The organism is Clostridium fermenticellae, assembly GCF_003600355.1.
Classification (GTDB): Bacteria; Bacillota; Clostridia; order Clostridiales; family Clostridiaceae; genus Clostridium_AV; species Clostridium_AV fermenticellae.
The window spans coordinates 1,718,608-1,744,252 of record NZ_CP032416.1; the positions used below are offsets into that span (position 1 = coordinate 1,718,608).

Sequence of the window (25,645 nt, forward strand, 5' to 3'; positions counted from 1 at the left end):
TCTCCTCCTATTTTGTTTTTATTTTTTTTATTTCATACTTTAATACATAGTATAGTAAAGCTACTGTACCAGCTAAAGATGCAATAGCTAGTGTTGACATACTCAAATTCCAGCCCTTAACTTCCATTATTTGAGTTGTTATAGGCGGTCCTATAAAAGTACCTATATAATAAAATAAATATAAAATTGACAAACTGTATCCTAATAACGCAGGTCTTTTTACCGTTCTTTGAAGGGTTATGTTTATAGATGTTGAATTCATGCTTAAAGCTGCTGATAATAAAAATACCTGAGCCAGCAATAAATTTTTTGTTATCCTTGTTACGAAAAAAGTAGCCAATACTGTTACTATATTTGACATAAACGCCAATGTTCCGGGTTTGCCCGTTTTATCAATTATAATTCCTGCTAATAATCCAAAAGGAATTCCAAACAGACCAAACAAACTGCTATAATAATTAGCCTTATCTGTATTCAAGAAATATATATCTTTAAATATATTTGGGTAAATGGCAAGAAAAGTGAATAATACCAAAGACATACAACCAATTGCAAAAGATAATATCCAAATATTTTTATCAGATGAAGCTTCCTTCAAAGTAGCATCACCTTCCTTGTCTGAATCATCCTTGACATCTTGAAAAAATAGCTTGTACAAAAATGTTATAATACCTGCGAGTATTGCTGTAATTACCCATACAGATTTTAATCCTAGACTTTCATAAATGGGTCTGTATATATTCATAGCTACCATAGATGCAAAAGCTGAAAAAGTTCCAAATATCCCTATGGCCGTCCCCTGTCCTCCATCTTTAAACCAGTCATTTATGAAAATAATACCCACAATGTTTATCATAGAAAAAGATACTCCTTCTATAATTCTGCTTATGAGCAAAACTGCATATGAATTAGCAAATATTCCTATGAAATTGCCTAAGAATAAACAAAACATAACAAATACACTGACTCTCTTTGCACCAAATTTGCTTATTAATCCTCCAGCCGGTATGGCTAAAAATAATGCAGAAAACGTAAACACAGACATCAATAATGATGTTTGAGTAGCGCTTATCCCAAGATCCATAGATATTTCACTGGATATAGGAACTATTTTTAATTGGCTCATTGAAAGTACAACAGCTCCTAAATATAATACTATAAACTTAAACCACTTATTATATTCCTTTGATTTGTCTCTTCTCAACATATATCACCATACACCTCCTCAAAATTTCTAATTATTTAATTATGCATTTATTATATTATTTACAAAGAGTTAATTATATAGAAAATAGTATTAAATAGCTAAAATTATATACTTTCTGAATTTTAAATCATATATTTTACTTCATTTTGAAAATACGTCTTTATTTCATATATTGTTCAATTTTAATTTACAATTACCATTATTTTTTTAAGAAACTTTTAAGGTTAAACCTTCAAAATAATAACAAGTAAAACAAATAAATGAGGTGAAAGTAATGCATGATAATATAATTTACTCTATAGTTGTTCCTCTATATAATGAAGAACTTGTAATTAATGAAAGCTATAAAAGATTAAAAGAAGTAATGAATACTACCCACGAAAATTACGAAATCATATTTATAAATGATGGAAGTATAGATAAAACTCGCCAATTAACAGAAGAATTATGCTTAAATGATAAGAACTTGAAACTTATTAATTTTTCCAGAAATTTTGGTCATCAATGTGCAATAACTGCTGGAATGGAAAATGCATCTGGAGAAGCTATAATAGTTATCGACGCTGACCTTCAAGATCCACCTGAGGTAATGCTCGAGATGATAAAAAAATGGAAACAGGGTTACGATGTTGTATATGGGAAAAGGGCTAAAAGAGAAGGTGAATCTTTTTTTAAAAAATTTACAGCCAGGTCCTTTTACAGATTACTAAAAAATGTGACTAGTATAGATATTCCAGTTGACACCGGTGATTTTAGACTTATAGACAGGAAGGTGTGTAATACACTAAACTCTCTTCCAGAAAGAAACAGATATGTCCGTGGGCTTGTAAGCTGGGTTGGATACAAACAAACCTTTGTTGAATTTGTAAGGCATGAAAGATTTGCAGGTGACAGTAAATATCCTCTTAAAAAAATGTTAAAGCTTGCTTTTGATGGTATAACGTCTTTTTCATATAAACCCCTTATTATATCTAGTTACTTAGGAGGTATTTCACTTACAATAGGATTTATATCAATTATAGTAAATATAATAAATAATGTTTTGTCTAAAACAAATATACTTAATATAGGATTTGCTATATCAATAGACTTTATAATGTTTGGCTTTCTATTAAGCTGTATGGGTATAATCGGGCAATATCTTGGAAGAATTTTCGATGAAAGCAAAGCAAGACCTAATTATATAATTGAAAATATAGTAACCAGCAGAAAGGATGATGATTAAACATGGAACAGCTAATTAAAAGTATAGATTATATCTTTAATGGTAAACTCAAATTATTAACTAGATTTTCAACTACTGGTGTTATAAATACATTAATAGATTTCTTAGTTTTTACTATATGTAACAGCGTCTTTAATATATATTATACAATAAGCCAGGTTATAGGTTACAGCTTTGGAGTTATAAACAGTTTTATATTTAATAAAAAATGGACATTTGAAAAAAACAGTTCAAATAAAAGAATATCACATGAATTAACTCAGTTTATTGCTGTCAATCTAATTTCACTTATTATAACACTATTTTTAATAAAGTATTTAGTTAGTTATTTTAACTTAAATGTGTATGTAGCTAAAATAATCGTAACATTAATAGCGCAAGTTATAAATTTTATATTATATAAATTTTGGGTATTCAATTAGGGAGGAAAACTATGAAAAAAATAAGCTTTACGAAAGAACGGCTCTCAATAGGAATTGTAATTTTAATATCAGCGGTATTAAATTTTGGTAACTTAGCAATAGAAGGCTATGGAAATGAATATTATGCTGCTGGTGTAAAAAGTATGCTCATGAATTTTAGTAATTTTTTCTTTGTATCATTTGATCCAGCTGGATTTGTATCCATTGACAAGCCACCTTTAGGTTTTTGGATACAGACAATATCCGCAAAAATATTTGGATTTAGCGGGTGGAGTATACTACTTCCTCAAGCTCTTGCGGGTGTTATATCCGTTGCCCTCGTATATTATATAGTTAAAAGATCCTTTGGACACATGGCCGGCTTAATTTCAGCTATATGCCTTACTATAACACCAGTTTTTGTGGCAACAAGCAGAAATAACACTATAGACAATCTATTAATAGTTACACTACTTGTTTCCTGCTTATTTTTATCTAAGGCAGCAGAAAAAGGTAAATTTAAATATCTCCTTATAAGTCTTGCACTTGTAGGCATAGGTTTTAACATAAAAATGCTTCAAGCTTATATGATAGTTCCTGCACTTTATATAACATACTTAATTTCCACAGCTGCCTCATTGAAGAAAAGAATAAAACACCTTGTTATAAGCACAGTAGTTCTTGTTGTAATATCTTTTTCCTGGGCAATTGCAGTTGATTTAGTTCCGACATCCAACAGACCATTTGTCGGGAGCAGCACAAATAATACTGTTATGGAACTTATATCCGGTCATAATGGCCTTGAAAGATTAGCTAGTTCAGGTGGCGGCATGAATGGTGGAGGTTTTCAAGGTAAAAGTTCTCGTGATAATCCTAATAATTCAAGGAACAGTTCTAAAAACGGTAATTTTCAAGGTATGGGTATGACTCCTCCATCAGGTTCAGGTGGTAATAAAAATAATGCTAAACAAAACGGAAATGTTTCTAATAATAGTACTAATAAAACAAACCGGTCACAACACAGCAAAAATGGTAGTTTCCCAAATGGAGGTGGCTTTGGTAAAACAGATTGGTCACAACGCAGCATGGATGGTAAATCTCCAAATGGCGGCGGCCCTGGTTCATCAAACGGACTTTCGGGAAATTTTGGAGGTCAAACACAAGCTGGAATTACAAGATTATTCTCCAAGAATATTTTGTCTGATCAAATAGTGTGGTTCCTGCCTCTATCACTTTTAGGATTTATAGCAGCTGCAATAGTTCAAAAGCTGAAAGCTCCTTTTGATAACAGGCAAAAGCTGGATTTAATATTATGGTTTACATGGCTCGTGCCGGAATTTATATATTTCAGCTTCACAAAAGGTTTATTCCACCAATACTATTTATCAATGCTAGCTGCACCAATTGCTGCATTGTCCGGAATAGGAATTACTGCAATGTGGAAGCTCTACAAACAAGGCGGAATTAAGGCTTATATACTGCCTATAGCATTTATTGTAGAAGGCTTAATGCATCTATTAATGTTATCCTACTTTGCTTCAAGCATATCTTCTACTATAAAATATATAATAATAGCAGCTTTAGTTCTATGCTTTGCATCCGCAGTACTGCTTATATTGTATCGCACAATAAAAAAGGAGAATTCAGGCAATGGGAAAAATTCTTCAAGTTTTGCCAAGATATTTACAGCAACTGCGCTTATAGGGATTTTGACCACACCTGCAATTGGTTCTGCTGCTACTTTAACTCATGGTGTAAGTGGAAATATGCCTGCCGCAGGATTAGAACTTTTAACAAAAAGCAGATCAAGCAACTTTATGGCAATGGGAAGTCAAAGCAATAATAGAGATCAAAAGCTTATAAAATTCCTAGACAATCATGTTACAAATGAAAAATATGCACTTGTTGTATCAAGTTCCGCCTCTGCAGAAGGTATAATAATTGAAAGTGGCAAGAGTGTTATGGCTCTCGGGGGATTCTCCGGATCTGATAAGATACTAACCTTAGCTCAATTTAAAGAGATGGTTAAAAAGGGAGAAGTAAGATATGTATTGACAGGCAGCATGGGAGGAAGAGACTCAAATGAGATAATGAACTGGATTAAGAAAAACGGAAAAACAGTTTCTGAAAGTGAGTGGAAGGAAAATACTACAAAAAATCAATCAAATGATAAGCATTCCGGATTTGGTAAAATGAACACAAATGAAACACTTTATGATCTTAAAGGTACTGCAAAATAAACTATAAATAGGGTGTCTAATTCAAAGGACGCCCTGTTATTATATTATTTACACAGAAGTTTAATATAACGTCAAAAAGCTTAGATTGCTCATCTCTTTTATAATAACAATGAGATGCTCCATTTATATAAACCAAACTGGCATTATTACCTATTAAATTCTCCAGTTTTATTGAATAAACTGGTGATACAGATTCATCACAAGTTCCATGAATTATAAGAACATTTTGATTTATTTTTTCAGCATAATCAAATATGTTATAGTTAAAAATATCATCAATTGTATCCTTCCCCAAAAAATATCCGTCAAAATTTACAGTCCCGTACTTATTAATTTCATCTAATTTTTCTCCTATTATTTGTGACACTATAAGATCATACATATTTACCGCAGGACTTATTAAAATAGTATTTTTAATAAGCGTATTTGAGGATGACACTATTAATGCTATAGCTCCCCCCATACTAAATCCAATTACATTTATATTATTAGCATCTACAAAACTCAAATTAGTACTAAACTTTAATATATCATTAAAGTCCTGAATCTCGGTAGACATTGTCATATCTTTAAACTCGCCATCACTTTCACCATTTCCCGTAAAATCAAATCTTATAGAAACTATATCCTTTCTTTCAAGCATTTTAGCTATTTTTGCAAACATTCCATGTGTTTCAAGTTTATGCCCTGTGAAACCATGACAGTAAATAAGACATGGGAATTTTCCGGATTTGTCCGGCCTATTTATAACTCCTCTTATTATAAATCCACGTTCATTTTCTACTTCAAAACTTTTAAACATACTTGTAACCTCCAATTCCTATCTACAAACAATAATACAACTATAAGTTAAAATTTGCACATATTATATATACTTACACATTTATACTCAGTTACCTCTAGTTTAATATGGTTGTCCATAACCACATTTGTTATAATAACACCCATGAGCACTTAAACAATAAAACATGCCGAATCTCCTTTATGGAGTACGGGGAATTTATTTTGGGGTGAATCTTAATTTTTAAGTAGGGTACCTCTAACCCAAACCCGTCAACTAACCTCGAAGGCAAGATGGAGGGATATAATTAATGCTAAAATTTAAAAGCATAGGAACTTTACTTGTTGGTGTATCTTTATCATTATTTGCTTTTACACCTGTACAAGCTGCCAGCTATAAAGTTACACAAGGTGATTCTTTATTTACTATAGGTAAACTTTTTTATACAAACTCTAATGATTTGATGAAAAATAATAATCTTAAAAATTCGAACGTATATCCGGGTCAGACGCTAAATGTGCCTGCAGATATTTACACAGTAAAAAATGGAGATTCTCTATACTTTATAGCAAAAAAATATGGAATTACAACAGATCAGCTAAAAAAAGCAAATGATAAATGGGACAACACGATTTATTCAGGCCAAAAATTAAATGTGCCTGCAGCAAATACAAGTTATGATAATAATGTACAAGCTGTCAGCACAACAAAAAATTCTAATACTAATTCTGTAATTTCATACAATAATAATGATTTGGACCTTTTAGCCAGACTTGTTATGTCTGAATCTCAGGGACAACCCTATAAAGCTGAAGTTGGTGTCGCCGCTGTCGTTGTAAACAGAGTCAAGAGCAGTGAATTTCCAAATTCCATAAGCTCAGTTATATATCAGAAATCTGACAACTACTATCAATTTACTCCAGTTCAAAATGGATGGATTAATAAAGCAGCCTCAGATGAAGCAAAAAAAGCAGCCTTAGATGCCCTTCAAGGATATGATCCTACAAATGGAGCAATATATTATTTTGATGACAGTGCAACTAATTCATGGCTTTGGTCAAGACCTATAACTTTAAGAAGTGGTAAAATGGTATTTACACATTAATTAAAGCAGAGGAGCTCATATTCTCCTCTGCCCTATTTATTTAAATAAAAAATTAGTAGTGTCTTTTTTAATTTTAACTTTAGTTGCGCCATCTATAGTTTATCAATCTATAATCTTAAATTCATCACTTTTTAATCTTTAGCTCACTTTTATTATATGAAAATATACAATATTGGTGATAATTATTTAATTGTAATTCTTACCACTTCCTCTATGGACATAAGTTCATTTATAACTTTTTTATCTTTTTCATGTCTTGACAAAAATATGCTAAATGTCCCCTTCTTATACTCAGACTCAACATCATAATCGGCCTTAGACAAAAAATTGATATCCCTAATTTCAAAATTTTGATTTTTTAAGCAAGAATTTATCTTATTAATAATCTCTCCTTTATCTTTATATTTCACATCTATATTAAGTAAATCTCTTTTTTCTGAAAAAATTAATTCGACTCTTTTCAGTACAACAAGTGATATTACAGCTGCTACTGCCGATAATATACTCAAATTATAATATCCAAGACCTACCGCAAGTCCAATACATGCAACCACCCAGAGACTAGCTGCAGTTGTAAGTCCTGTTACAGATCCTTTTTCTCTTATTATAGTACCTGCACCGAGAAATCCAATTCCACTTATAACTTGTGCTCCAAGTCTTCCTATATCAACCTTCAAAGCACTTGATAATTGAGGATGTTCAAGTATTATACTTACAGTTTTATCCACATCACATACTTGTATCATAGATATAACACATGCTCCAAGACAAACTAAAATATGCGTTATAAAACCTGCTGGTCTATTTTTGTGTTCTCTTTCATATCCTATGATACCACCAATAAGAATAGCCAAAATTAATCTAATTATAGTTTCTTTAACACTCATATTAATTGCTCCTTATAAAATATGTCAGTTTCATTTCATTATAACAAAAATAATACTACTTTATAAATATTTTATCCACACCAAAATTCAAAAAATATATACTACAACTATTATATTCTGAACTATAAAATTAGGGTATCCATATACCTATTTTTAGCTAAAAAAGGGGTATGGAATACAAATAAATCAGAAGATTCATTTATACTCTATACCCTTTAATTATATAATTATGATAAACATTAACTCACTATTTCATATTTTGTTCATAAGCTTCTATCATCTTTTTTGTCATCTGGCCTCCTACGGAACCATTTTGTCTAGAAGTAAGATCTCCATTATATCCTTCTTTTAAATTAACTCCAACTTCTCTTGCTGCCTCCATCTTAAATTTACTTAAACCTTCCTTAGCCTGTGGAACTAATACTTTATTTCCTCTACTTGCCATAATTATTTCCTCCTTTTAAATTATCAAGTTATTTTGTTTACACTAGAAGTTTGTGTATTTTTTATATTATTACTCTATTTAATTAAAGGAAACGTATACAGCTTTTACTTTAAAACGTTCTTTTTTACATTGTTTGATTTAAAATCAACTTTAATATTTTCTAAATCATTATTTAATAATTCTTCATCATACTTTTCTTCAATTTCAAACTGCAATTTTAAAAATTCACTAAAATTATCCTGATTTACCCTTTTGCTAAATTCTTTTTTTGCATCCCTCTTTGCTAGCCTGTTTACCAATTCTCTATAGAAAACATTTTCATCATAGGACCTAATTTTAGATTCAACTTCTCTATCGAATTTATTGGTTGGGCAAAATACCTTGTACTCATTACTGTAATCTACATATTCCCTGTAGCCAAAATCGCTACAAAAAGAATATATGTAATTTTCCATATTTTCATACTCTGTCTCTCTTTCAGAAGGAATATTAAAATCATTAATAATGGTGTTTCCAAGGTACACCAACTCCATAAGTATTTTAAATTGTTCCTTAGTAAAATCAATTTTCATTTTTATCACCTTCTAAAAAATATAATATAATTCACCATATTTTTATTATAACAAATTTTCTTCAATTTTTGTATTATAATAAATTTATTTTAAATTTATATAAACTATTTTTATCATAAATACACATCAATTTTTATTTTAATTATATAAAATAAAAAAATGTATAGTTGATATTCAAAATAGCTTAGGTGTAAAATATCTCTATAAGTATTTACACTCAAACAAAAACATATGAAATAGGGAGGATTAACTTTTGAATCCAATAGCATTTTCAATTTTAGGGTTAGATATAAGATGGTACGGAATTTTTATTGCAGCAGGAATATTAATAGGAATTTTTATTGCAGAATACACATGTAAAGTAAGAAATTTAAGCTACGATATTCTTTTGGATATAGTTCTAATTTCTTTACCCATTAGCATAATAGGCGCGAGAGCATATTATGTTCTATTTAATCTTAAAGATTACGATAGTTTAATTTCAGCAATAAATATAAGACGGGGCGGTCTCGCTATTCATGGAGGCCTCTTATTTGGACTTACAACAGCCTTACTTTATTGTAAATATAGAAAAATCAATTTTTTAGAGTATGCAGATACAGCCGCCCCATCAATAATACTTGCTCAAGCTCTTGGAAGATGGGGAAACTTCTTCAACGGTGAAGCACACGGCAAAATTGTATCCTATAATTTTATAAGTCATTTTCCAGCTTTCATACAACACGGTATGTTCATTGATGGGAACTATTATAATCCAACATTTTTATATGAATCAATATGGAATATACTAGTATTTATTATTCTTATACAATTAATAAAAAAATTCAAAAATCGTGGTCTGATATTATTTAGTTATATAGGATTATATTCAATAGGAAGATTCTTTGTAGAAGGTATGAGAACAGATAGCCTTCTTTTAGGTTCAATTAGAATGGCACAACTTGTAAGTTTTATTGGAATTATCATCTGGGTAATCTTTCTAATATATACATATAAGAAAAATGGATTTCAAAAAAACTATAGGGTTTACAAGTAAAAGCTTAACTTATGCGCAGACCGGGATTTCTAAAATTAAGGCACATTAAAAAATTTTGTAGTAAGTCTTAGCGAAGCATTCTTAAAAATCTTAGTGAATTTTATATGTTTGAACAAAGTGAGTTTATAAAATCCGCTTAGATTTTTTTAAGCGCAAGCTTAGACTTACTAGAAATTTTTTACGTGACGTATTTTGGAAATCCCAGCTGGAGCATAAGTTAAGTTTTTAATTACAAATCCTACAAGTTAAAACAAGCTTGAAAAAAAGCTTTTTATAGAATTCATGAGTTTAGTAAAAAATCCTTGAGCCTCATCACTTGTCATAACATTTTTAAGCTTATCTGTAACACTATTTAATTGTCCTTTTAAATCTGAAAAACTCAAGTTAAGTCCATTTATTTTATTCATGAGGTCCGTTATTTTATTAATATCATCTGAACCAAGATTTACATTATAATTATTAGTTACATTTTCAACTATTTTCTTTACTTCATCAGAATCCTTAGGTTTGTCCTTAATAACCTCAGTTTTTATATCATTCATAAGTCCTGCTGCTTTATCTTTTCCTATTTTATCACCAATCTCACCTGTAGTTACAAGTTCATCATTTGCAACCTTCTTTTTATCTTCATCTATCTTAGTGCCATTACTGCTGTTTTCAAATCCTTTAAGTATCCCTGTAAGTGCTGCTGTTCCCGATACATTAAAAGGAGCTGCGGCTTTTACATTTGCATTCTTTATCCCTGCCGTAATCAATGCATTTTTTATCATATTACTGTTGACCCAGTATATATTATGTGTTGATACGTTGAGTCCACCACTTGAAGTTGGTTCTACATATGCACACGATATTGATTTTGTACCTATTTGGCTGCTGCTTGCAGTATCTCCTAAATATTTCTTTTCTTCATCAATATTTACTTGTATTACATTTGCTTCATCTTTGTTAACATTAAAATATTTAAGCATATCACTCTTCTGTGATTCTGTAAGGTCTCCACCTAAAGTAACAACTTTGTATGCATCTGCATGGACTATATTTCCTGGTACAAGTAACATGGACAACATCATAAATGCTGCCAATAATTTACTCATTAACAATCTAATTTTCATATTTAAAACTTCCTTTCTTATTTTAAATATTGTAAATTTATATCATTAATATAATATACACTACATTAGGCAATAAAAAAAGTCCCAAAATAAATATGTATCAAAAACTTTAAAAATTGTAAGTATATTATCTTTTTTTAAGTCAATATTAAAAATATGGGTATCAAAATTTAAATATTCAAGAAGGTAAAATGCAATGTCAGATGAGTTACTTTTTCAACAAATATATAATAAAGCATATACAATTGCCAATAAATATAGAACTGAATCTATATATTCTGTTCCAATAGCACTTCAACTAATAAATTTTTTTGGGAAAGAGAATATTAAATGGTTCTATAAGATATGTAATAGAATCCAGAAACAATATAATTAAAAAGACTATTGCACTAAGAAAGTTTATCTAATACTTACTAAATCTTAATGCAATAGTCTCTTTGTTATTTTATCTTACTACTATAATCCCTTCTCGTAAGCTTCAATCATCTTTTTAACCATTTGGCCTCCAACAGAGCCATTTTGTCTTGAAGTCAAATCACCATTATATCCATTTTTCAGATCAACTCCAACTTCTTTTGCTGATTCCATTTTGAATCTGTTTAATGCTTCCTTAGCTTCTGGCACCACTAATTTATTAGTATTACGTGACATTTTTAATTCCTCCTTTTAAAATTTATATTTTGTAATAACTTATTGTAATAGTAGTTTGTACGTTTATTAAAAAAATACTCAGGAAATTACTTATCATTAATACATATTTGTCCAATCTTTAATTTTTAATTTAAAATCATGCTGCCTTTCTTTCATTTTTCTGTAATTTTACATTATAAACAATAGATGCTATTAAACCAATGATTCCAATTATAAATGCTGCAAATACAGCTCTTGAAAATCCAATAAATAGTGCAGTGCTCTTACTTGCACCCTTTAGCAAAACTACTGTTTTCTCTGCTGACTGAATTCCACCTAATAAAGAAGATCCTATACTAGCTGCTATCTGCATTGAAGTATTTACAATTGCTACACCATGTGCATTCATGTTTGGTTCTAAAGTTGCTAGTGCTGAAGTCTGTGCTGGAGACATCGTAAAAGCAAGTCCCTGATAAATAATAATATGAAATATGACAATAAACAAGAGTTTAGTAGATGAATTACAACACGAAAGTGAAAAAAGTGCAATTGCCGTTACAATAAATCCTGCTGGAAGCATTATTCTTACACCATACTTATCTAATATTTTACCGCTAATATTAGTAGACATGGCATTTAATAATATACCTGGAAGAAGCACCAGAGCAGAAATCATACTAGAACAGTAGAAAGCTCCTTGTAAAAAAGACGGCATAACAGTATTTAAAGAAAAGTTAATTAACATAGCTACAAAAACCATCACAACACCTAATGTAAATCTTGTGTTAAAAAATGGTTTAAAGTTTAATAAGGGTTCTTCTAATCCTTTTTGACGATACACAAATGTCGCTATAATTAAAATACCTATTATTATGCAAGCTATTCCTATAAAATGAGAACTCATAACACAGCTAATTCCATATAAAAGTGCAGCAAGTCCAAGTGTAGACAAAATTACGGATATAATATCAAGATGTGGTCTTGTAAGTTCTGCAATATTATCCAGTACAAAAACTCCAAGGATAATAGAAATTATAACAAGTGCAATAAAAAGTATAAAGACCGCCTTCCATTGAAAAAACTGTATAATAATACCAGATATGCTTGGGGCAAATGCAGGTCCAAGTGTAATACCGCAGACACACAGCGCCATTGCCATTCCAATCTTATTACGTGGTGCAATAATCAAAACAGAATTCATCATAATCGGAATCATCATTCCTGTACCAACTGCCTGTATCATTCTAGATACCAATAATATAGGAAAATCAGAAGCAATAAAACATCCAATACTTCCTATAAAAATAATACCCAATGCTCCTAAAAACAGTTTTCTTGTTGATATACTTTGATATAAAAAAGCTGTAACAGGAACCATAACAGATGTTACAAGCATATATCCAGTTATTAACCATTGAACCGTTGCAGATGAAACAGCCATATCATGTGCAATAGGAATCAATGCCACATTTAAAATGGTTTCATTAAATGTAGCTACAAATGCACTAAAAACCAGTACACCTACGCTTATCCATGGATTTTTCTTTTTTGTTTCCTTCAAAATAATTGCCTCCTCGATTGAAAATAATTTTGAAAAATTGTTGGCCTAGCCAACATTAAAAATATCACTAATTATTAAAAATGTCAATATAAAATCTAAAAACCCAGGTTTACAAAGTATAAACTTGGGTTTATAATAATATAATAATAGGAAATATTGTTTTAACACCAACAATTTTGAGGAAGGTTTTATTATGAATATCTTGAAGGAAATATCATTATTACATCGTAAAATGGATATGGTTTTAAATCTTCGTATAAAAAAATATGGACTTTCTATTTCTCAATACATATTTCTTCAATGTATATATGACACAGGAGAAATGACTCAAATTGATTTATGTAAAAACCTTGATTTAGATAAAAGCACAGTTGCTAAATCTTTAGCCAGACTTGAGAAAAATGGATTAGTTAGTAAAAAAGTTAATCCCGCAGATATACGTTCAGTTCTGGTTTCTCTTACTCCATCAGCAAATGCTCTTATTCCTGAAATACAAAAAATATGTAATAAATGGATAGATGATGTCACTTCAGATATGACGGAAATAGAAAAAGATGTCTTTTTAAAATTAATCTGTAAGGCATCTAATAGAGCATGTAAATTATATGAACAATCTACTTATTCATCTCTTGACTTTGAATGATTATATGCATTGTCTTTATCTGATATTAAAACATCATCTTCAAGCTTATTATCCTTTATATCTGTAATTTCAGATTGAGTCAACAATTCCAAACACCTAGATACTTTGTTATTGACTATTTTCACTGATAATAATAAGATTACCATTCCACCATATATTGCAATTGGCTCAAATATACCAGGAAGCAGCTGTGAAGATAGTAGTTGTGTGATAACAGTATACGCTGGGTATCCCTGAGCAACATATTGTTTTACAGTTTCGGAAAACAAATAAACATTATTTGAAATAGATGCCACCATAAGAATTGCAACAATTGCAGCTGCAAGATTCAAACTTTTTGAAAGAGACCATTTTTTTGATTTCCTCGATTCATTCTTTTTTTTAATTTTCATAATAAAAATCTCCAATTCTGTATTTTAATTTTAGGTTTATTGATTTATAATTTCTTTTGAAACCCAATCTATTTATTAAGTATATTACCCAAAGATTGTTTCATTGAGATGGCAATATTGTTAACAATTTATTACTATTACATTTTATAAATTTAAGATATAACTAATAATATATTTTTATCCTTAAGATTGCACCCATGCTGGGCGCACACAAAAAATGACTTTATTTTTACATAAAGTCATTTTCGTTTCGACAAAAATTAGGGGAATATTAATTTATAGAGAAACATTTTTTATTCACATTTCATCTACTTTATTATTATATGGTTTTATTTTTAATTTATTCACAAGTGCTTTGTTTTTTAATATATTTTTAAATATAAAATATCCAATCACCATAACAAAAAGCTCTCCTATCGCTTGCATAAAAAATGTATATAAAAAAGGTGTTTTATATAAAATATAAAGTTCCAGGTCAACAAAAATTGTTCCAAAAACAGGCCATATAATTGCAACAGCCATATTCTTTGTTTTCCACATTGCATACGTTGCTAAAAGTGTCGCAAAACTTCCAACAAAAACATCAACTATACTAAAGCTATAGAAATTAGCAATCGCACATCCAAGTGTAAGTGAAATTATATAAAATGGATCTACAAATGCTAAAAAGTTTAAAATTTCACTTATCCTAAATCCTATAGGTCCAAAGTAAGAAAATTGCCCCAGTGCAATAGTTGAAACTATGTATAGTGCAGCAACTAAAGATATTTTCACAAGTTTACTAGTCTTATTCACTTAATTTGCCTCCAACTCCATCTAAATCTGAATTACATCTTATATCTATATCATCTAATACCTCAACTCTATCGTAATAACTTGTTTGAATTAATTTGAAAAGTTCACTTTCATAAAACTTTTCTATAAGGGAATTATTTCTCTTTACTTTTGTAGTATTTTCGCAGAATATATTTATTGTAACACGTTCAAAATAATCCAATGCTAAATATAAATCCTTTCTAAGTCCTTCTACAGTTTGATTTTCCATACCAAATAATAAGTTTACCCAATCAAAATTTTCAAAGTTGCATGCTCTTCTATTTCCAATGCCTTTATTCAATACGTTCTCCCTATATTTTATATTAAAGCTCTCAGCCCCAACTATAAATTTCAAATCTGTAGGTGCAAAATATTTTCTAAATAAATTTATATCATTTTCATACTTTACATGGCTTTCCATAATAAGTTGTTTTATGTTTTTATTCCTACATAATTTTATGAGTTCAAATATAGTTGCAACATCTAATTCACTTGCACTTCCAGAGTTCATCACTTGAAGAACTCCATATTTTCCAGTAACCTTTGAAAGTATTTCATGATTCAATTTATGATTTCGAAATGCACTTACATCTCGATCTAGATGATAATCACAAAACACACACCTTCCCCAACAACACCCGCTTCCTCTGAGAAGCACCACTTCTCTTGGCAGCCTCTTAATCACTTCTCCATATCTCTTTAATTTAGGTAAATTCTCCATATTTCCTCCCGATATTGTATGATTAAATTTTAAAATACATCAATATAAAATATATAAAACAAGACATGGAACTACCCTGATATGTAAAATAGATTTTTAACACAAAATAAAAAGGCAGTAAAATTACCACCTTTGAATTACAAAATAGACTATTTTCATAGTCAATCCATAGTTTTATTTATAGACAGGATGGTTCCGAACTGTCATTTATGTAATTTTATATATTATAGAACCAAGTAGTAACTCATTTTACACTATCCAATTTAAATAGTTACATATTTAATATTATTTTGATTTTGCTCTATTAGCTTTTTTAAGTCTTCAAAAGAGATCCAAACCGTTGCAGTATTATCATTAGGATGAACTCCAAGCTTATCTTTACCTATAAGAGTCTTATCAAATACTACTTCTACGGAGGCATTTATATCATTTATTACTCCAAGTGGTGTTACTTCCCCTTTCTTAAGCTTCAAATATTTATCAAGTCTTTCAGCTGATGCAAAACTAAGCCTTGTGGAACCCAATTGCTTTTGAAGACTTTTTAAATCAGCTTTCTTATCTTTATCTAAAACTACAAGAAAATGTCTTTTACCTTTTTCATCTCTAAGAAATAAATTTTTACATACATCTCCTTTGTCAGTAATCCCCAAATCATCCATTTCCTCTATTGTAAAAACAGCCGGATGGTTTGTAACTTCATATTTAATATTTAATTCATTTAATTTCTCAAAAACTTTTTCTTGCTCACTCATTAATATTTCCTCCTATTATTTAAAATTATATTTAAATTAATCGATAATGTAAATTTGTCATCTTATATTCAAATTTTATGTATATATTTCCGTATAAAATATAGGGTTTGTAATTCCAAGCTTAGGTTATACGTAAGCTTTCATTTATAAACCCTATACCTATTTATAGGTTTTACAATACCTTGATTAGATATCCATTTTATATACATATTCGACACTTATAAAAAAAGACCTTCTTTAATTATATTTATTATTTCTAGCCAGTAGCTTTTCATTAATAACCAGCAGCAAAATTCATACTAATCACAAAACAAATTACTCAATAAGAATAAATACAGGTAATAGTATTAATTTTATTAGTAACACTTCTGATGTAATCATCCTATTGTTTCTTATATCGTCTTTTATATAGTTACGAATCTTTGATTAGCTGTTGATGATTTCCTTTATACTACAATAATTATTGTAAATTTAGATTTTTTATAAAATATTCGTTTATATTAATCCTCCTTATATTATATTGATTGACATTTAATTATTCAAATGGTAATATTGTGTTATGATATCATCGTAATACGAGGTACTTTAATTATGAATAAACAAATTATGAAAGGAAGTATCGATATACTTATTCTTATTTTAATAAACAAAAAGGATTTATATGGATATAAAATTTCAAAAATTATTAAAGAAAAAAGTAATATGACTTACTCTATGGGTGAAGGGACATTATATCCTGCTTTAAAAAGATTAGAGGGTAAAAATCTAATTAAATCCTATTGGCAGAATAACAATTCAACTTATAAGCGAAAATATTATTCAATCACACCATTAGGTAAAAAAATTCTACAAGAGAGTCTAAATGAGTGGAACAAAATAACCAAATTAATAAATAATTGTATGGAGGATTAACTAATCATGTTGGATTTTAAACAATTTGTAGAAGACATTATTGATAAAAGAGGTATTAATGAGAATGATAGTTTAGAATTAAAAGATGAAATCCTATCACATCTTTCATTACTAAAAGATGAATATTTAGAAAAAAGCTATAACGAAGAGGAAGCCATTAAATTGTCAATTAAAAATTTTGGTAATTCTAATTTGATAGGTAATAATCTGAAATCAAATCTTCCTTCTAAAAATAAATATTATAAATTTAACTTTAAGAATATGATTAAGCTTATTTGTAATATGATTTTACTTTATTTAATTCTTGTATTCTTTTTTGCATGCATTATAAGTAAAAATATAAATTCTAAATATTTCTCAATAGTAATTCCTTTTATACTAACTATTTTTTCTTTTTTATATATAAACATAAAAATAAATAATACTAAAAGTGCTATAAAAAGCATTATCATATGTAATATATCTTCATTTATAATCATAAAATTACTTTCAACTTTTATTTTATTTATTGCGGTAGTATTATTTGGTAGTCCATTTAATAGATCACTTTTATGGTCATTATTTTCGTATTTAATTATTCATATATTTATTTCATTTATGCCATTTGTTACATTTACTATATCTTCAATAATATTTACAAAATTATCTAATAAGATTATTTTTTCTAAAATTAGGAACATATATGAAACTAAACTTACTTCCGTTTTGTTTTTTTTCTTATCAATAGTATTATTAATAAGTTTTTACATGCTTCCAAATAGTAATTTAATACTAAAAGGAATATTAATGAATTTAACAAACTCAAAAATCATACAATTTCATAAAAATATATTATATTTGGTTGTTAATGAAAATATATTAATTCCTAATATTGGTTTAATCTTCTTATTATTTTTACTAATCAAGCTTTTTATGTTAATTTATAAAAAAGGTATTAAAAGCATATTTTAATTTGACTAACTTATTGTAAATATTATTAAAATATAAATGTTTTTAAGTATAAATATTACGAAGTGCACTGTAAATAAGCATACTAGAAATTAAAAATCTCAAAAAAAGTATTGGAGGAAATCAAATAATAAAAAATGTAAACCTGAGTATAGATGAAGGTGAAATTTTAGATTTATTAGGTGAAAATAAAGACCATTCATTTTTTCGAGTGGTCTTATTTCTGATATTTGTTCTTTTTGCAAGAAATCTGAGCCCATGGATTCCAAAGCAAATATTCATACAAGTATTTAGGATGTACTCCAAATTGGACACTAGAATTGATAATAGTAGTTTATAATCTTCTTATCAATTCCCATATCCATATCATGATCTCATGTGGAATAAATTTAGCTGCTATTCTATGAATGAAACATACTGGTCCTGGAGTTGATACCGGAAGTCCTATTCTACTGTCATTAAGTGCCATAGCTGCCACACTTTTTACTTTACTTGAAAATATGAAATTTCTTATCTTTCCTTCACCCTCACTATGTTTTGCCTTAGGAATAAATTCAGTATCCTTAATCCAGTAAGGACAAACTGCTGTTACATGTATACCTCTCGGAAGCAATTCTATTCTGAGTGCTCTGCTGTACCTGTAAAGAAATGCCTTGGTAGCTGCATATATGTTTAAATATTGAAAAGGCTGGAAGGCAGCTGTAGAACAGATTTCCATAATACGGCTTTTCTTTTTCATGTATGGTAATACCGCTATAGTGACATCAACAGCAGCACGACAATTTAAATCTATCATATTATCACTGTCCTGGCGGCTTATATCCTTATAACTCCCTATTTTACCGAAACCTGCTGAATTTACCAGCATATCTACCTGCGGTTTTCGAGTTTCCAAACATTCAATTAAATAATCAATACTTTCTTTTTTAGTAAGATCAAGAGATAAAATCTGAATTGGAATACTAACTCTGTCAGCCAATTCTTTAAGACGTTCTTCTCTTCTAGCAATAACCCAAATTTCACTGATATTTTCTTCTTTAGAAGCAATCTGACAAACAAACTCTTTACCAAGCCCACTTGAAGCACCAGTTACTATAGCAATTCCCATTTTAATCCTCCTCATGATTTATGGGTTTGTAATTCCAGGCTTACGTATAACTTAAGCTTTCATTTATAAACCCTATAAACACTTTTCTATGACTTTATATATTATTATACTCCTCTTATCTATTTGTATTAAAAAAACTCCAACTTAAGCTTAGTTGGAGTTTATTTGCAATATTTTAATATTAATCTAGAAGCGGTACTTTGTGAGATATTTAAATATCTAGCTACTTTATAAGAACTCTTATATATTTTTCTTGCTTTTTTTATAATTTCCGCTTTATAATTGTCCATAGTTTCATTCAAATCATATACTTCATATAGCATAGAATCAGTTTGTTCTATAATATCTATCTTTGTATTCTCCCCATCAATTTTAGGCAATTCTATAACATTACCAGATAAATTTTCTAAATCTTTTTTAGAAATTATATAATCAGGAAAAGGCGCGCCTATTACTGATATCTCCAAAAAATGCTCAAGTTCCCTTATATTTCCGGGCCAGTAATAATTACTTAGCACTGCTTTAGAATACTCAGATAATTTGATTCTAGTATCATATTTATTATTAAATAAATTTAAATAGTAGTTAAGAAGCACATCTATGTCTTCTCTTCTCTCCCTAAGAGGTGGAATTCTCACTACTCCAAGAGCCAATCTGTAATACAGATCTTCCCTGAACCTCCCTTTCTTTACTAATTGGAGCAAATCCTTATTTGTAGCTGCAATTATTCTGATATCTATTTTTTTTGGATGGATTGCTCCTACAGGAATATATGTTTTTTCTTGAACCAGCTGCAGCAATTTTGCCTGTACTGTAAAAGGAAGTTCTCCAATTTCATCTAAAAAAAGTGTACCTGAATTAGCCTGTTCTACAAGACCTTCTTTCCCACTTGAAGACGCCCCTGTAAAACTTCCTTTTTCATACCCAAATAGTTCTGATTCTATTAATTCCTCCGGTATGGTAGTACAATTTATAGTCACGAAAGGCCTATTCTTCCTTAAGCTTAAGTCATGTATCCTATTTGCCAGGAATGTTTTTCCTGTGCCTGATTCTCCAAGCAGCAGCAAATTTACATCTCTAATAGATAGTTTATCTATACTAACCAGCAGCTCTTTTATTTTTTCGCTTCTAAATTCCATTGAATTTACTGAGTTTGTGGTATTGAAATATTCATTCTTCTTTTTAAATTTTCTAACTTTACGGTTTATTGACTGAATTGAATTTTTAAGTTGGGTGGCTTCACTTATATCCCTGCAATTTTCAACTACATATATAACCTCATGGTTTTCATTTAATATGGGCTTAAGAGTATTTAATATGGTCTTTTCAGTTGCAGTATGCTGTTCAAAACTTATAGTCTCCTTTGATTCAATGACTCTGTGGACCATAACCCTGTCAACTAATCCTTGCTTTTCAAGAAAACTTGCATCTTTCCCTAATATATCTTTTCTATCAACACCATAGTGTTCTTCAAAAGCCCTATTGCAATAAATTGCAATTCCTTTTCCATCCGTGACAAAAATTTCATCAAAGGAGTTTTCCAGTACATATTCAAGAAATCCATTTGTTTTTCCATCCAATCTAATAATATAAACCTTACAGTCTGAACATTCAGTTACATATAATTTTCCTTGATCTATAATTCCAAGATAATCTTTAATGTTTTTTCCTTTAAGCTGCGAATTCTTTAAAATGCTTTCAGCTAAAGTATTAAAATCTCGAATTACTCCATTTAAATCTGTTATGATCAGTCCTGAAGAATAAATATTCAATACCAACAAATATCACTCCTTCGCAAATATATATAATTTCAAAAACAATTTAACATTCCAAATTAAAATATACCTTTTTTCTTCATATTTTCATATTCGTCTTCACTTAAATTAAATATTTCTTTATTGTGCTGTCCTAGTAACGGAGCTGGAAAATCAACGTTTCCAGGGGTTCCTGACAGCTTAATTGTTACTCCTTGAAATTTTGTTTTACCCATAGTTGGATGTTCAATTTCAACCATCATATTTCTCGCCTTTATCTGGGGCTGCTCAATAGCTTCTTTCATATCAAGTACAGGTCCACAGGGAAGTCCTGCACTATCAAAAAGCTCCTCTATATATTTTCTCTTTTTGGTAGACGCCCACTTTCTTATAACATTTTGTAAATCTCCCACATAATTTTTACATCTCAGATCATTAGTCTTAAATTTTGGATTCTCTAAAAGTTCTCTGTGTCCTATGGTTTCACAAAATATATTAAATAACTTATCATTGCCTACTCCAATAGCTACATATCCATCTTCTGCCTTAAAAATATCAAAAGGTGCAATAGAAGGATCTATATTCCCCTGTCTCTGAGGTATTTCACCTCCGACAGTGTAGTTAACAATTCCATTCTCAAGCAAACTGAAAATAGTGTCAAGCATGGCAACATCAATCTGCTGTCCCTTGCCTGTCTTTTCTCTTGAATAAAGTGCCATTAAAACCCCTAAACACAAAAATACTCCTGTTACATTATCTGCAATTGAGGGTCCAACCTTAGTTGGTGGTCCATCAGGAAATCCTGTCATATTTACCATTCCACCCATTGATTGTGCTACTATATCATAGCAAGGTCTATTTGAAAGTGGTCCTGTCTGCCCGAAACCAGAACTAGAGCCATATATGATTCGTGGATTTATTTTTTTAAGCGTATCATAATCTACTTTTAATTTTTTTGCCACCCCGCCTCTATAATTTTCGATAACAACATCTGCATCTTTCACCAGATCATAAAACATTTTAAGGGCCTCTTCATTCTTCAAATTCAGAGTTATTCCTTTTTTATTTCTATTTACAAAAGCAAAAAAACCGCTTTCACCACTTTTTTTATCAAAAGGCCCCCAAGTCCTGCATTGATCTCCACGGGGAGATTCAATTTTTAAAACTTGAGCCCCATGATCTGCCAACATCATTCCACAAAAAGGTCCGTTATAAGCATGGCACAATTCCAGTACCTTAATTCCATCAAGAGCTTTAGTCATTTTTATCCTTCCTTCTAAAATGATTTAAAATTTATAGGTTCACGATTTGCCTTATAAAGGCAAATCGTGATTTTTTTACAAGTATTATATATTATCAATCTAATTTAGAGGGCTTATCTTGAGGTCCTCTCTGAAATTCTTTCTCATACAAAACTACAGATTTTCATTATTCTCTTTATTCTCCTTGCTTTCCTTTCCAGCTGCTGAAAAAAGTAAACTTCCAGATTTATCACATGCAAGACCTAAAAATATTCCAATTAATATCGAAGGAATAATGTAAAGATTTCCTCCTGCAGCAAAGGTTGAAAAAGATCCGAAGAAAGCTCCAGGTATATAAGATAATATTTTTATCTTGCTCTGTATACACATAAGAAAAGTTATCGCAGTAGTTAGAAGTACAAAAACAGCTGTAGAATCAAATATACTACATAGTTTTATTGATATAAGCGCATATAAGGCTCCTGTCATAGTAGTGCAGATACAGGATTTTACAGCTTCTTTGCCTTTCTCAGGATTTGCAAAATAAGATGTACAGCCTGCAAATCCTCCCCATACCAATAAGTTTGCAAATCCTGCAACCAAGCCCCACAATCCACACAACAAAGCTGTCATAAGGCTTAATGAAAATATATAACTCATTAACTCACCTCATCATTCATAACAGTGTTTAACAACTACATTATGAGATTTTCTGCCCTCTTTCCATTTTACTTCTCCTGGAAGTATACAATCTTGAACAGGACAAACATTCATGCATAAATGGCAGCCTACACAGTTATCCTTTATAGTAGGTTTTCTTTTTTCACTATCCCAGTCTATAGCTTGATGTGATCCATCAGAGCAGGAAATATAGCATCTTCCACATCCAATACATTTATTCTCATCTATATGTGGCACTATCTGAAAATCACGATCCAATTCTTCCGCAGGGATTATCTTTGGAATAGCATTTCCAACTAATTCCGAAAGACTCTTTATACCTTTTTCCTCCATGAAATATCCAAGACCGCTTATCATATCTTCAACAATTCTGTAACCATACTGCATTACTGATGTAGTAACCTGTACATTTTCACAGCCTAAAAGTATAAACTCCAGTGCATCTCTCCAGGTTTCAATTCCTCCAATACCCGATACCGCTATATGTCTTATTTCACTATCTTGCTTTAGATTTGCTATAAATCTCAGAGCTATAGGTTTTATAGCTGCACCAGAATATCCGGATATAGAAGATTTTCCATCTACTACAGGCATTCCGGTATAATTTTCAAGGTCTATGTTTGTAATCGATTTCACTGTATTGATAGCAGAAATTCCTTTAGCCCCAGCTTTTACTGCTGCCCTTGCAGGTATCTCCATTGAGGTTATATTAGGTGTCATTTTAGCTATAACAGGAATTTTTGTACTCTCTACTACAGCCTTCGTATATTTATATACCAAATCAGGATTTGTGCCTACATCTGATCCCATAGAATGGGAAGTCATTTGTGGACATGAAAAATTGCATTCTATTAGATCTGCTCCAGCATCTGTAACATTTTTAGCCAGCGTTTTCCATTCATCGCTGTTTTCCCCCATAATACTAATTGCCATAATTTTATTAGGATACTTTTTTTTGAGTTTTCTTATATCCTCACAATTTTCCTCCATAGACTTTTCAGATATCTGCTCCATATTTTTAAAACCTGTCCATGCAGAAGTATTTCCGTTTATATCAAATCGTGGTGAACACTCATCTGCTATAAAAATACCAACAGTTTTGAAGAATACCCCTCCCCATCCTGCTTCAAAAGCTTTGGAAATCATCTCATAATTACCTGCAACGGGTGAAGAAGATAGGAAAAATGGATTTTCACAGTTTACTCCAAGGAAATTTATAGATAAATCTTTTTTCATGATTATCTTCCCTCCTTTTTAGAGACGTCGAAATATTCAATAATTTCATTTGCTGCCTCTTTTCCCTCTTTTACAGCTTGCACCACAGTAGCTCCGCCATTTTTAAAGTCTCCTGCAATAAAAACATTTTCCCCAAACTTAGTCTCTCTAAATCCCTTTTCACAGGTCTGGCCTATAGCAAATATAATCTCATCTGCTTTTATCTTCATTTCAGAATATCCATCTCTTGATTTACACTTTAGAGCCTCTACTTTTCCATCTTTTCCGAGGATCTCTTCAGGTGCAAATTCTGTAATTATTGGTATTCCCATATCTTGAGCATACTTAAGTTCAATAATGCCTGCTGGTGCCTCCTCAATACTTCTTCTGTATACTATAGTCACCTTTCCATCTGTAAGTTGCCTTGCAGTTGTAGCACAATCCAGTGAAACATCTCCAAGCCCTATAACTACAACATTATTTCCAAGTTTTATTTTTCCTCTATTTATTCTGGCATCTTCTAAAAATTCTAGTGCTCCTTTAACTCCTTTAAGATTACTTCCTTTAATTTCTGGGATCTTTGTTTTAGAAAGACCTATTCCTATAACTACAGCATCGAATTTTTTCGAAAGCTCATTTATTTCCTTAGGTTCCACATGTCTATTAAATACAATTTCTACTCCCAAGTCTGTCAAGCACTTAATATCCTGATTCACAACTTCCTGGGGAAGTCTGGATGGAGTTATCCCATGAGATAACATACCACCAGGTATACTCTTTTCTTCAAGAATAGTAACATTGTATCCTTCAAGCGCCATCTTTGCAGCACAAGCTATTGATGCGGGTCCGGAACCTATACAAACAATTTTTTCCTTTTTGGAGGCCTTACAGGGTTCTAAAATTTTCATATCATACAGTTTCTCATATCCAATAGCAAATTTCTGCAGATCTCCTATTTGTATAGGCTTGTCTATTCCTGTACGACTGCAGGCACTTTCACATAATTTATCATAGGGACATACCATGGCACAGGTGGCACCTAAAATATTATTTTTTCTTATAGTTTCAGCGGCACCCTTGAAGTTTTTAAATCGTATGGAGCGTATAAATTTACCAGGATCCGTTTTTGCCGGGCATTCTCTGCTGCAAGGTGCATCCTCGCAGAGCATACACCTCCCCGCTTCTTCTAAAGCTGCCCTAACATTATATTCTTTCTTGTACTGTTCTTCATAATCTAATTTAACCACTTCAGTCATACTT

Annotated in this window: 27 protein-coding genes and 1 riboswitch; of the genes, 9 read left to right on the plus strand and 18 right to left on the minus strand. The window is 30.4% G+C overall.

Annotated features, from left to right (window positions below; all coding sequences use genetic code 11):
- Positions 1-7: 7 nt before the first annotated feature.
- Positions 8-1,207 carry an MFS transporter gene (locus tag D4Z93_RS07970; RefSeq protein ID WP_119972244.1) on the minus strand — a complete coding sequence of 400 codons (1,200 nt, stop codon included), beginning with the start codon at positions 1,205-1,207 and terminating at the stop codon, positions 8-10.
- A 274-nt stretch (positions 1,208-1,481) separates the two neighbouring features.
- Between D4Z93_RS07970 and D4Z93_RS07975 the strand changes: the two genes are divergently transcribed.
- The 3 genes from D4Z93_RS07975 to D4Z93_RS07985 are packed head-to-tail and all read left to right on the plus strand — an operon-like array spanning position 1,482 to position 5,073.
- Complete coding sequence (locus tag D4Z93_RS07975) at positions 1,482-2,432, plus strand: glycosyltransferase family 2 protein (RefSeq protein ID WP_119972247.1); 951 nt, start codon at positions 1,482-1,484, stop codon at positions 2,430-2,432.
- Between the two features lie 2 nt (positions 2,433-2,434).
- Positions 2,435-2,854: a GtrA family protein gene (locus D4Z93_RS07980; protein WP_119972249.1), complete on the plus strand. Its 420-nt coding sequence runs from the start codon at positions 2,435-2,437 to the stop codon at positions 2,852-2,854.
- An 11-nt stretch (positions 2,855-2,865) separates the two neighbouring features.
- Positions 2,866-5,073, plus strand: coding sequence for a glycosyltransferase family 39 protein (locus D4Z93_RS07985; protein ID WP_119972251.1), 2,208 nt, complete (start codon positions 2,866-2,868; stop codon positions 5,071-5,073).
- A 16-nt stretch (positions 5,074-5,089) separates the two neighbouring features.
- On the opposite strand, the gene D4Z93_RS07990 is transcribed toward D4Z93_RS07985, so the two are convergent.
- Positions 5,090-5,875, minus strand: coding sequence for an alpha/beta hydrolase (locus D4Z93_RS07990; protein ID WP_119972253.1), 786 nt, complete (start codon positions 5,873-5,875; stop codon positions 5,090-5,092).
- 157 nt (positions 5,876-6,032) lie between these two features.
- Positions 6,033-6,160: riboswitch (cyclic di-AMP (ydaO/yuaA leader) on the plus strand.
- A 4-nt stretch (positions 6,161-6,164) separates the two neighbouring features.
- Here D4Z93_RS07990 and D4Z93_RS07995 point away from each other — a divergent pair.
- Entirely contained in the window at positions 6,165-6,959 is a 795-nt protein-coding gene (locus tag D4Z93_RS07995) for a cell wall hydrolase (protein WP_119972256.1), read from the plus strand.
- A gap of 182 nt (positions 6,960-7,141) precedes the next feature.
- Here D4Z93_RS07995 and D4Z93_RS08000 read toward each other — a convergent pair whose 3' ends face one another.
- The 3 genes from D4Z93_RS08000 to D4Z93_RS08010 form a co-directional block, all read right to left on the minus strand.
- Complete coding sequence (locus D4Z93_RS08000; RefSeq protein ID WP_119972259.1) at positions 7,142-7,846, minus strand: MgtC/SapB family protein; 705 nt, start codon at positions 7,844-7,846, stop codon at positions 7,142-7,144.
- 247 nt (positions 7,847-8,093) lie between these two features.
- Positions 8,094-8,291, minus strand: a complete 198-nt coding sequence (locus tag D4Z93_RS08005; RefSeq protein ID WP_119972261.1) for an alpha/beta-type small acid-soluble spore protein — start codon at positions 8,289-8,291, stop codon at positions 8,094-8,096.
- Between the two features lie 104 nt (positions 8,292-8,395).
- On the minus strand, positions 8,396-8,863 hold the full coding sequence (locus D4Z93_RS08010; RefSeq protein ID WP_119972264.1) for a hypothetical protein: 468 nt from the start codon (positions 8,861-8,863) through the stop codon (positions 8,396-8,398).
- 253 nt (positions 8,864-9,116) lie between these two features.
- Between D4Z93_RS08010 and lgt the strand changes: the two genes are divergently transcribed.
- Positions 9,117-9,899: a prolipoprotein diacylglyceryl transferase gene (lgt, locus tag D4Z93_RS08015; protein WP_119972266.1), complete on the plus strand. Its 783-nt coding sequence runs from the start codon at positions 9,117-9,119 to the stop codon at positions 9,897-9,899.
- Positions 9,900-10,144: 245 nt separating this feature from the next.
- Here lgt and D4Z93_RS08020 read toward each other — a convergent pair whose 3' ends face one another.
- Positions 10,145-11,011: a DUF1002 domain-containing protein gene (locus D4Z93_RS08020; RefSeq protein WP_119972268.1), complete on the minus strand. Its 867-nt coding sequence runs from the start codon at positions 11,009-11,011 to the stop codon at positions 10,145-10,147.
- 196 nt (positions 11,012-11,207) lie between these two features.
- Here D4Z93_RS08020 and D4Z93_RS08025 point away from each other — a divergent pair, with 196 nt between their 5' ends.
- Positions 11,208-11,387, plus strand: coding sequence for a hypothetical protein (locus D4Z93_RS08025; RefSeq protein ID WP_119972271.1), 180 nt, complete (start codon positions 11,208-11,210; stop codon positions 11,385-11,387).
- An 80-nt stretch (positions 11,388-11,467) separates the two neighbouring features.
- Here D4Z93_RS08025 and D4Z93_RS08030 read toward each other — a convergent pair whose 3' ends face one another.
- The gene (locus D4Z93_RS08030) at positions 11,468-11,662 is read right to left on the minus strand and encodes an alpha/beta-type small acid-soluble spore protein (protein ID WP_119972273.1); all 195 of its coding nucleotides are present in this window, start codon (positions 11,660-11,662) and stop codon (positions 11,468-11,470) included.
- 136 nt (positions 11,663-11,798) lie between these two features.
- Positions 11,799-13,202: a DHA2 family efflux MFS transporter permease subunit gene (locus D4Z93_RS08035; protein ID WP_162920277.1), complete on the minus strand. Its 1,404-nt coding sequence runs from the start codon at positions 13,200-13,202 to the stop codon at positions 11,799-11,801.
- Positions 13,203-13,395: 193 nt separating this feature from the next.
- Here D4Z93_RS08035 and D4Z93_RS08040 point away from each other — a divergent pair, with 193 nt between their 5' ends.
- On the plus strand, positions 13,396-13,845 hold the full coding sequence (locus tag D4Z93_RS08040) for a MarR family winged helix-turn-helix transcriptional regulator (protein ID WP_119972278.1): 450 nt from the start codon (positions 13,396-13,398) through the stop codon (positions 13,843-13,845).
- On the opposite strand, the gene D4Z93_RS08045 is transcribed toward D4Z93_RS08040, so the two are convergent.
- From D4Z93_RS08045 to D4Z93_RS08060, 4 genes are all read right to left on the minus strand, one after another.
- Positions 13,821-14,237: a hypothetical protein gene (locus tag D4Z93_RS08045; RefSeq protein WP_199798384.1), complete on the minus strand. Its 417-nt coding sequence runs from the start codon at positions 14,235-14,237 to the stop codon at positions 13,821-13,823. The genes D4Z93_RS08040 and D4Z93_RS08045 overlap by 25 nt on opposite strands.
- A 297-nt stretch (positions 14,238-14,534) precedes the next feature.
- A complete protein-coding gene (locus D4Z93_RS08050) occupies positions 14,535-15,032 on the minus strand; it encodes a QueT transporter family protein (RefSeq protein ID WP_119972281.1) in 498 nt (165 codons plus the stop codon).
- Positions 15,025-15,774: a hypothetical protein gene (locus tag D4Z93_RS08055; RefSeq protein WP_119972283.1), complete on the minus strand. Its 750-nt coding sequence runs from the start codon at positions 15,772-15,774 to the stop codon at positions 15,025-15,027. Before D4Z93_RS08055 ends, D4Z93_RS08050 begins: the two co-directional genes overlap by 8 nt.
- Positions 15,775-16,037: 263 nt before the next feature.
- Positions 16,038-16,526 (minus strand): prolyl-tRNA synthetase associated domain-containing protein, encoded by a 489-nt coding sequence (locus D4Z93_RS08060; protein WP_119972286.1) that lies wholly within the window; start codon positions 16,524-16,526, stop codon positions 16,038-16,040.
- Positions 16,527-17,117: 591 nt separating this feature from the next.
- Here D4Z93_RS08060 and D4Z93_RS08065 point away from each other — a divergent pair.
- Together D4Z93_RS08065 and D4Z93_RS08070 are read left to right on the plus strand one after the other, a co-directional pair.
- Positions 17,118-17,438: a PadR family transcriptional regulator gene (locus D4Z93_RS08065; RefSeq protein WP_119972289.1), complete on the plus strand. Its 321-nt coding sequence runs from the start codon at positions 17,118-17,120 to the stop codon at positions 17,436-17,438.
- 6 nt (positions 17,439-17,444) lie between these two features.
- Complete coding sequence (locus D4Z93_RS08070) at positions 17,445-18,389, plus strand: permease prefix domain 1-containing protein (protein ID WP_119972292.1); 945 nt, start codon at positions 17,445-17,447, stop codon at positions 18,387-18,389.
- Positions 18,390-18,720: 331 nt separating this feature from the next.
- Here the strand turns inward: D4Z93_RS08070 and D4Z93_RS08080 are convergent, their stop codons facing one another.
- From D4Z93_RS08080 to D4Z93_RS08105, 6 genes are all read right to left on the minus strand, one after another.
- Complete coding sequence (locus tag D4Z93_RS08080; protein WP_119972295.1) at positions 18,721-19,494, minus strand: SDR family NAD(P)-dependent oxidoreductase; 774 nt, start codon at positions 19,492-19,494, stop codon at positions 18,721-18,723.
- A 161-nt stretch (positions 19,495-19,655) separates the two neighbouring features.
- The gene (locus D4Z93_RS08085) at positions 19,656-21,272 is read right to left on the minus strand and encodes a sigma-54 interaction domain-containing protein (protein WP_162920278.1); all 1,617 of its coding nucleotides are present in this window, start codon (positions 21,270-21,272) and stop codon (positions 19,656-19,658) included.
- 56 nt (positions 21,273-21,328) lie between these two features.
- Complete coding sequence (locus D4Z93_RS08090) at positions 21,329-22,510, minus strand: CaiB/BaiF CoA transferase family protein (RefSeq protein WP_119972299.1); 1,182 nt, start codon at positions 22,508-22,510, stop codon at positions 21,329-21,331.
- Positions 22,511-22,663: 153 nt separating this feature from the next.
- Positions 22,664-23,149 carry a DUF1097 domain-containing protein gene (locus D4Z93_RS08095; protein WP_119972302.1) on the minus strand — a complete coding sequence of 162 codons (486 nt, stop codon included), beginning with the start codon at positions 23,147-23,149 and terminating at the stop codon, positions 22,664-22,666.
- A 12-nt stretch (positions 23,150-23,161) separates the two neighbouring features.
- A complete protein-coding gene (gene preA, locus D4Z93_RS08100; RefSeq protein ID WP_341466788.1) occupies positions 23,162-24,409 on the minus strand; it encodes an NAD-dependent dihydropyrimidine dehydrogenase subunit PreA in 1,248 nt (415 codons plus the stop codon).
- A complete protein-coding gene (locus D4Z93_RS08105; RefSeq protein ID WP_119972307.1) occupies positions 24,409-25,641 on the minus strand; it encodes an FAD-dependent oxidoreductase in 1,233 nt (410 codons plus the stop codon). Before D4Z93_RS08105 ends, preA begins: the two co-directional genes overlap by 1 nt.
- Positions 25,642-25,645 lie beyond the last annotated feature (4 nt).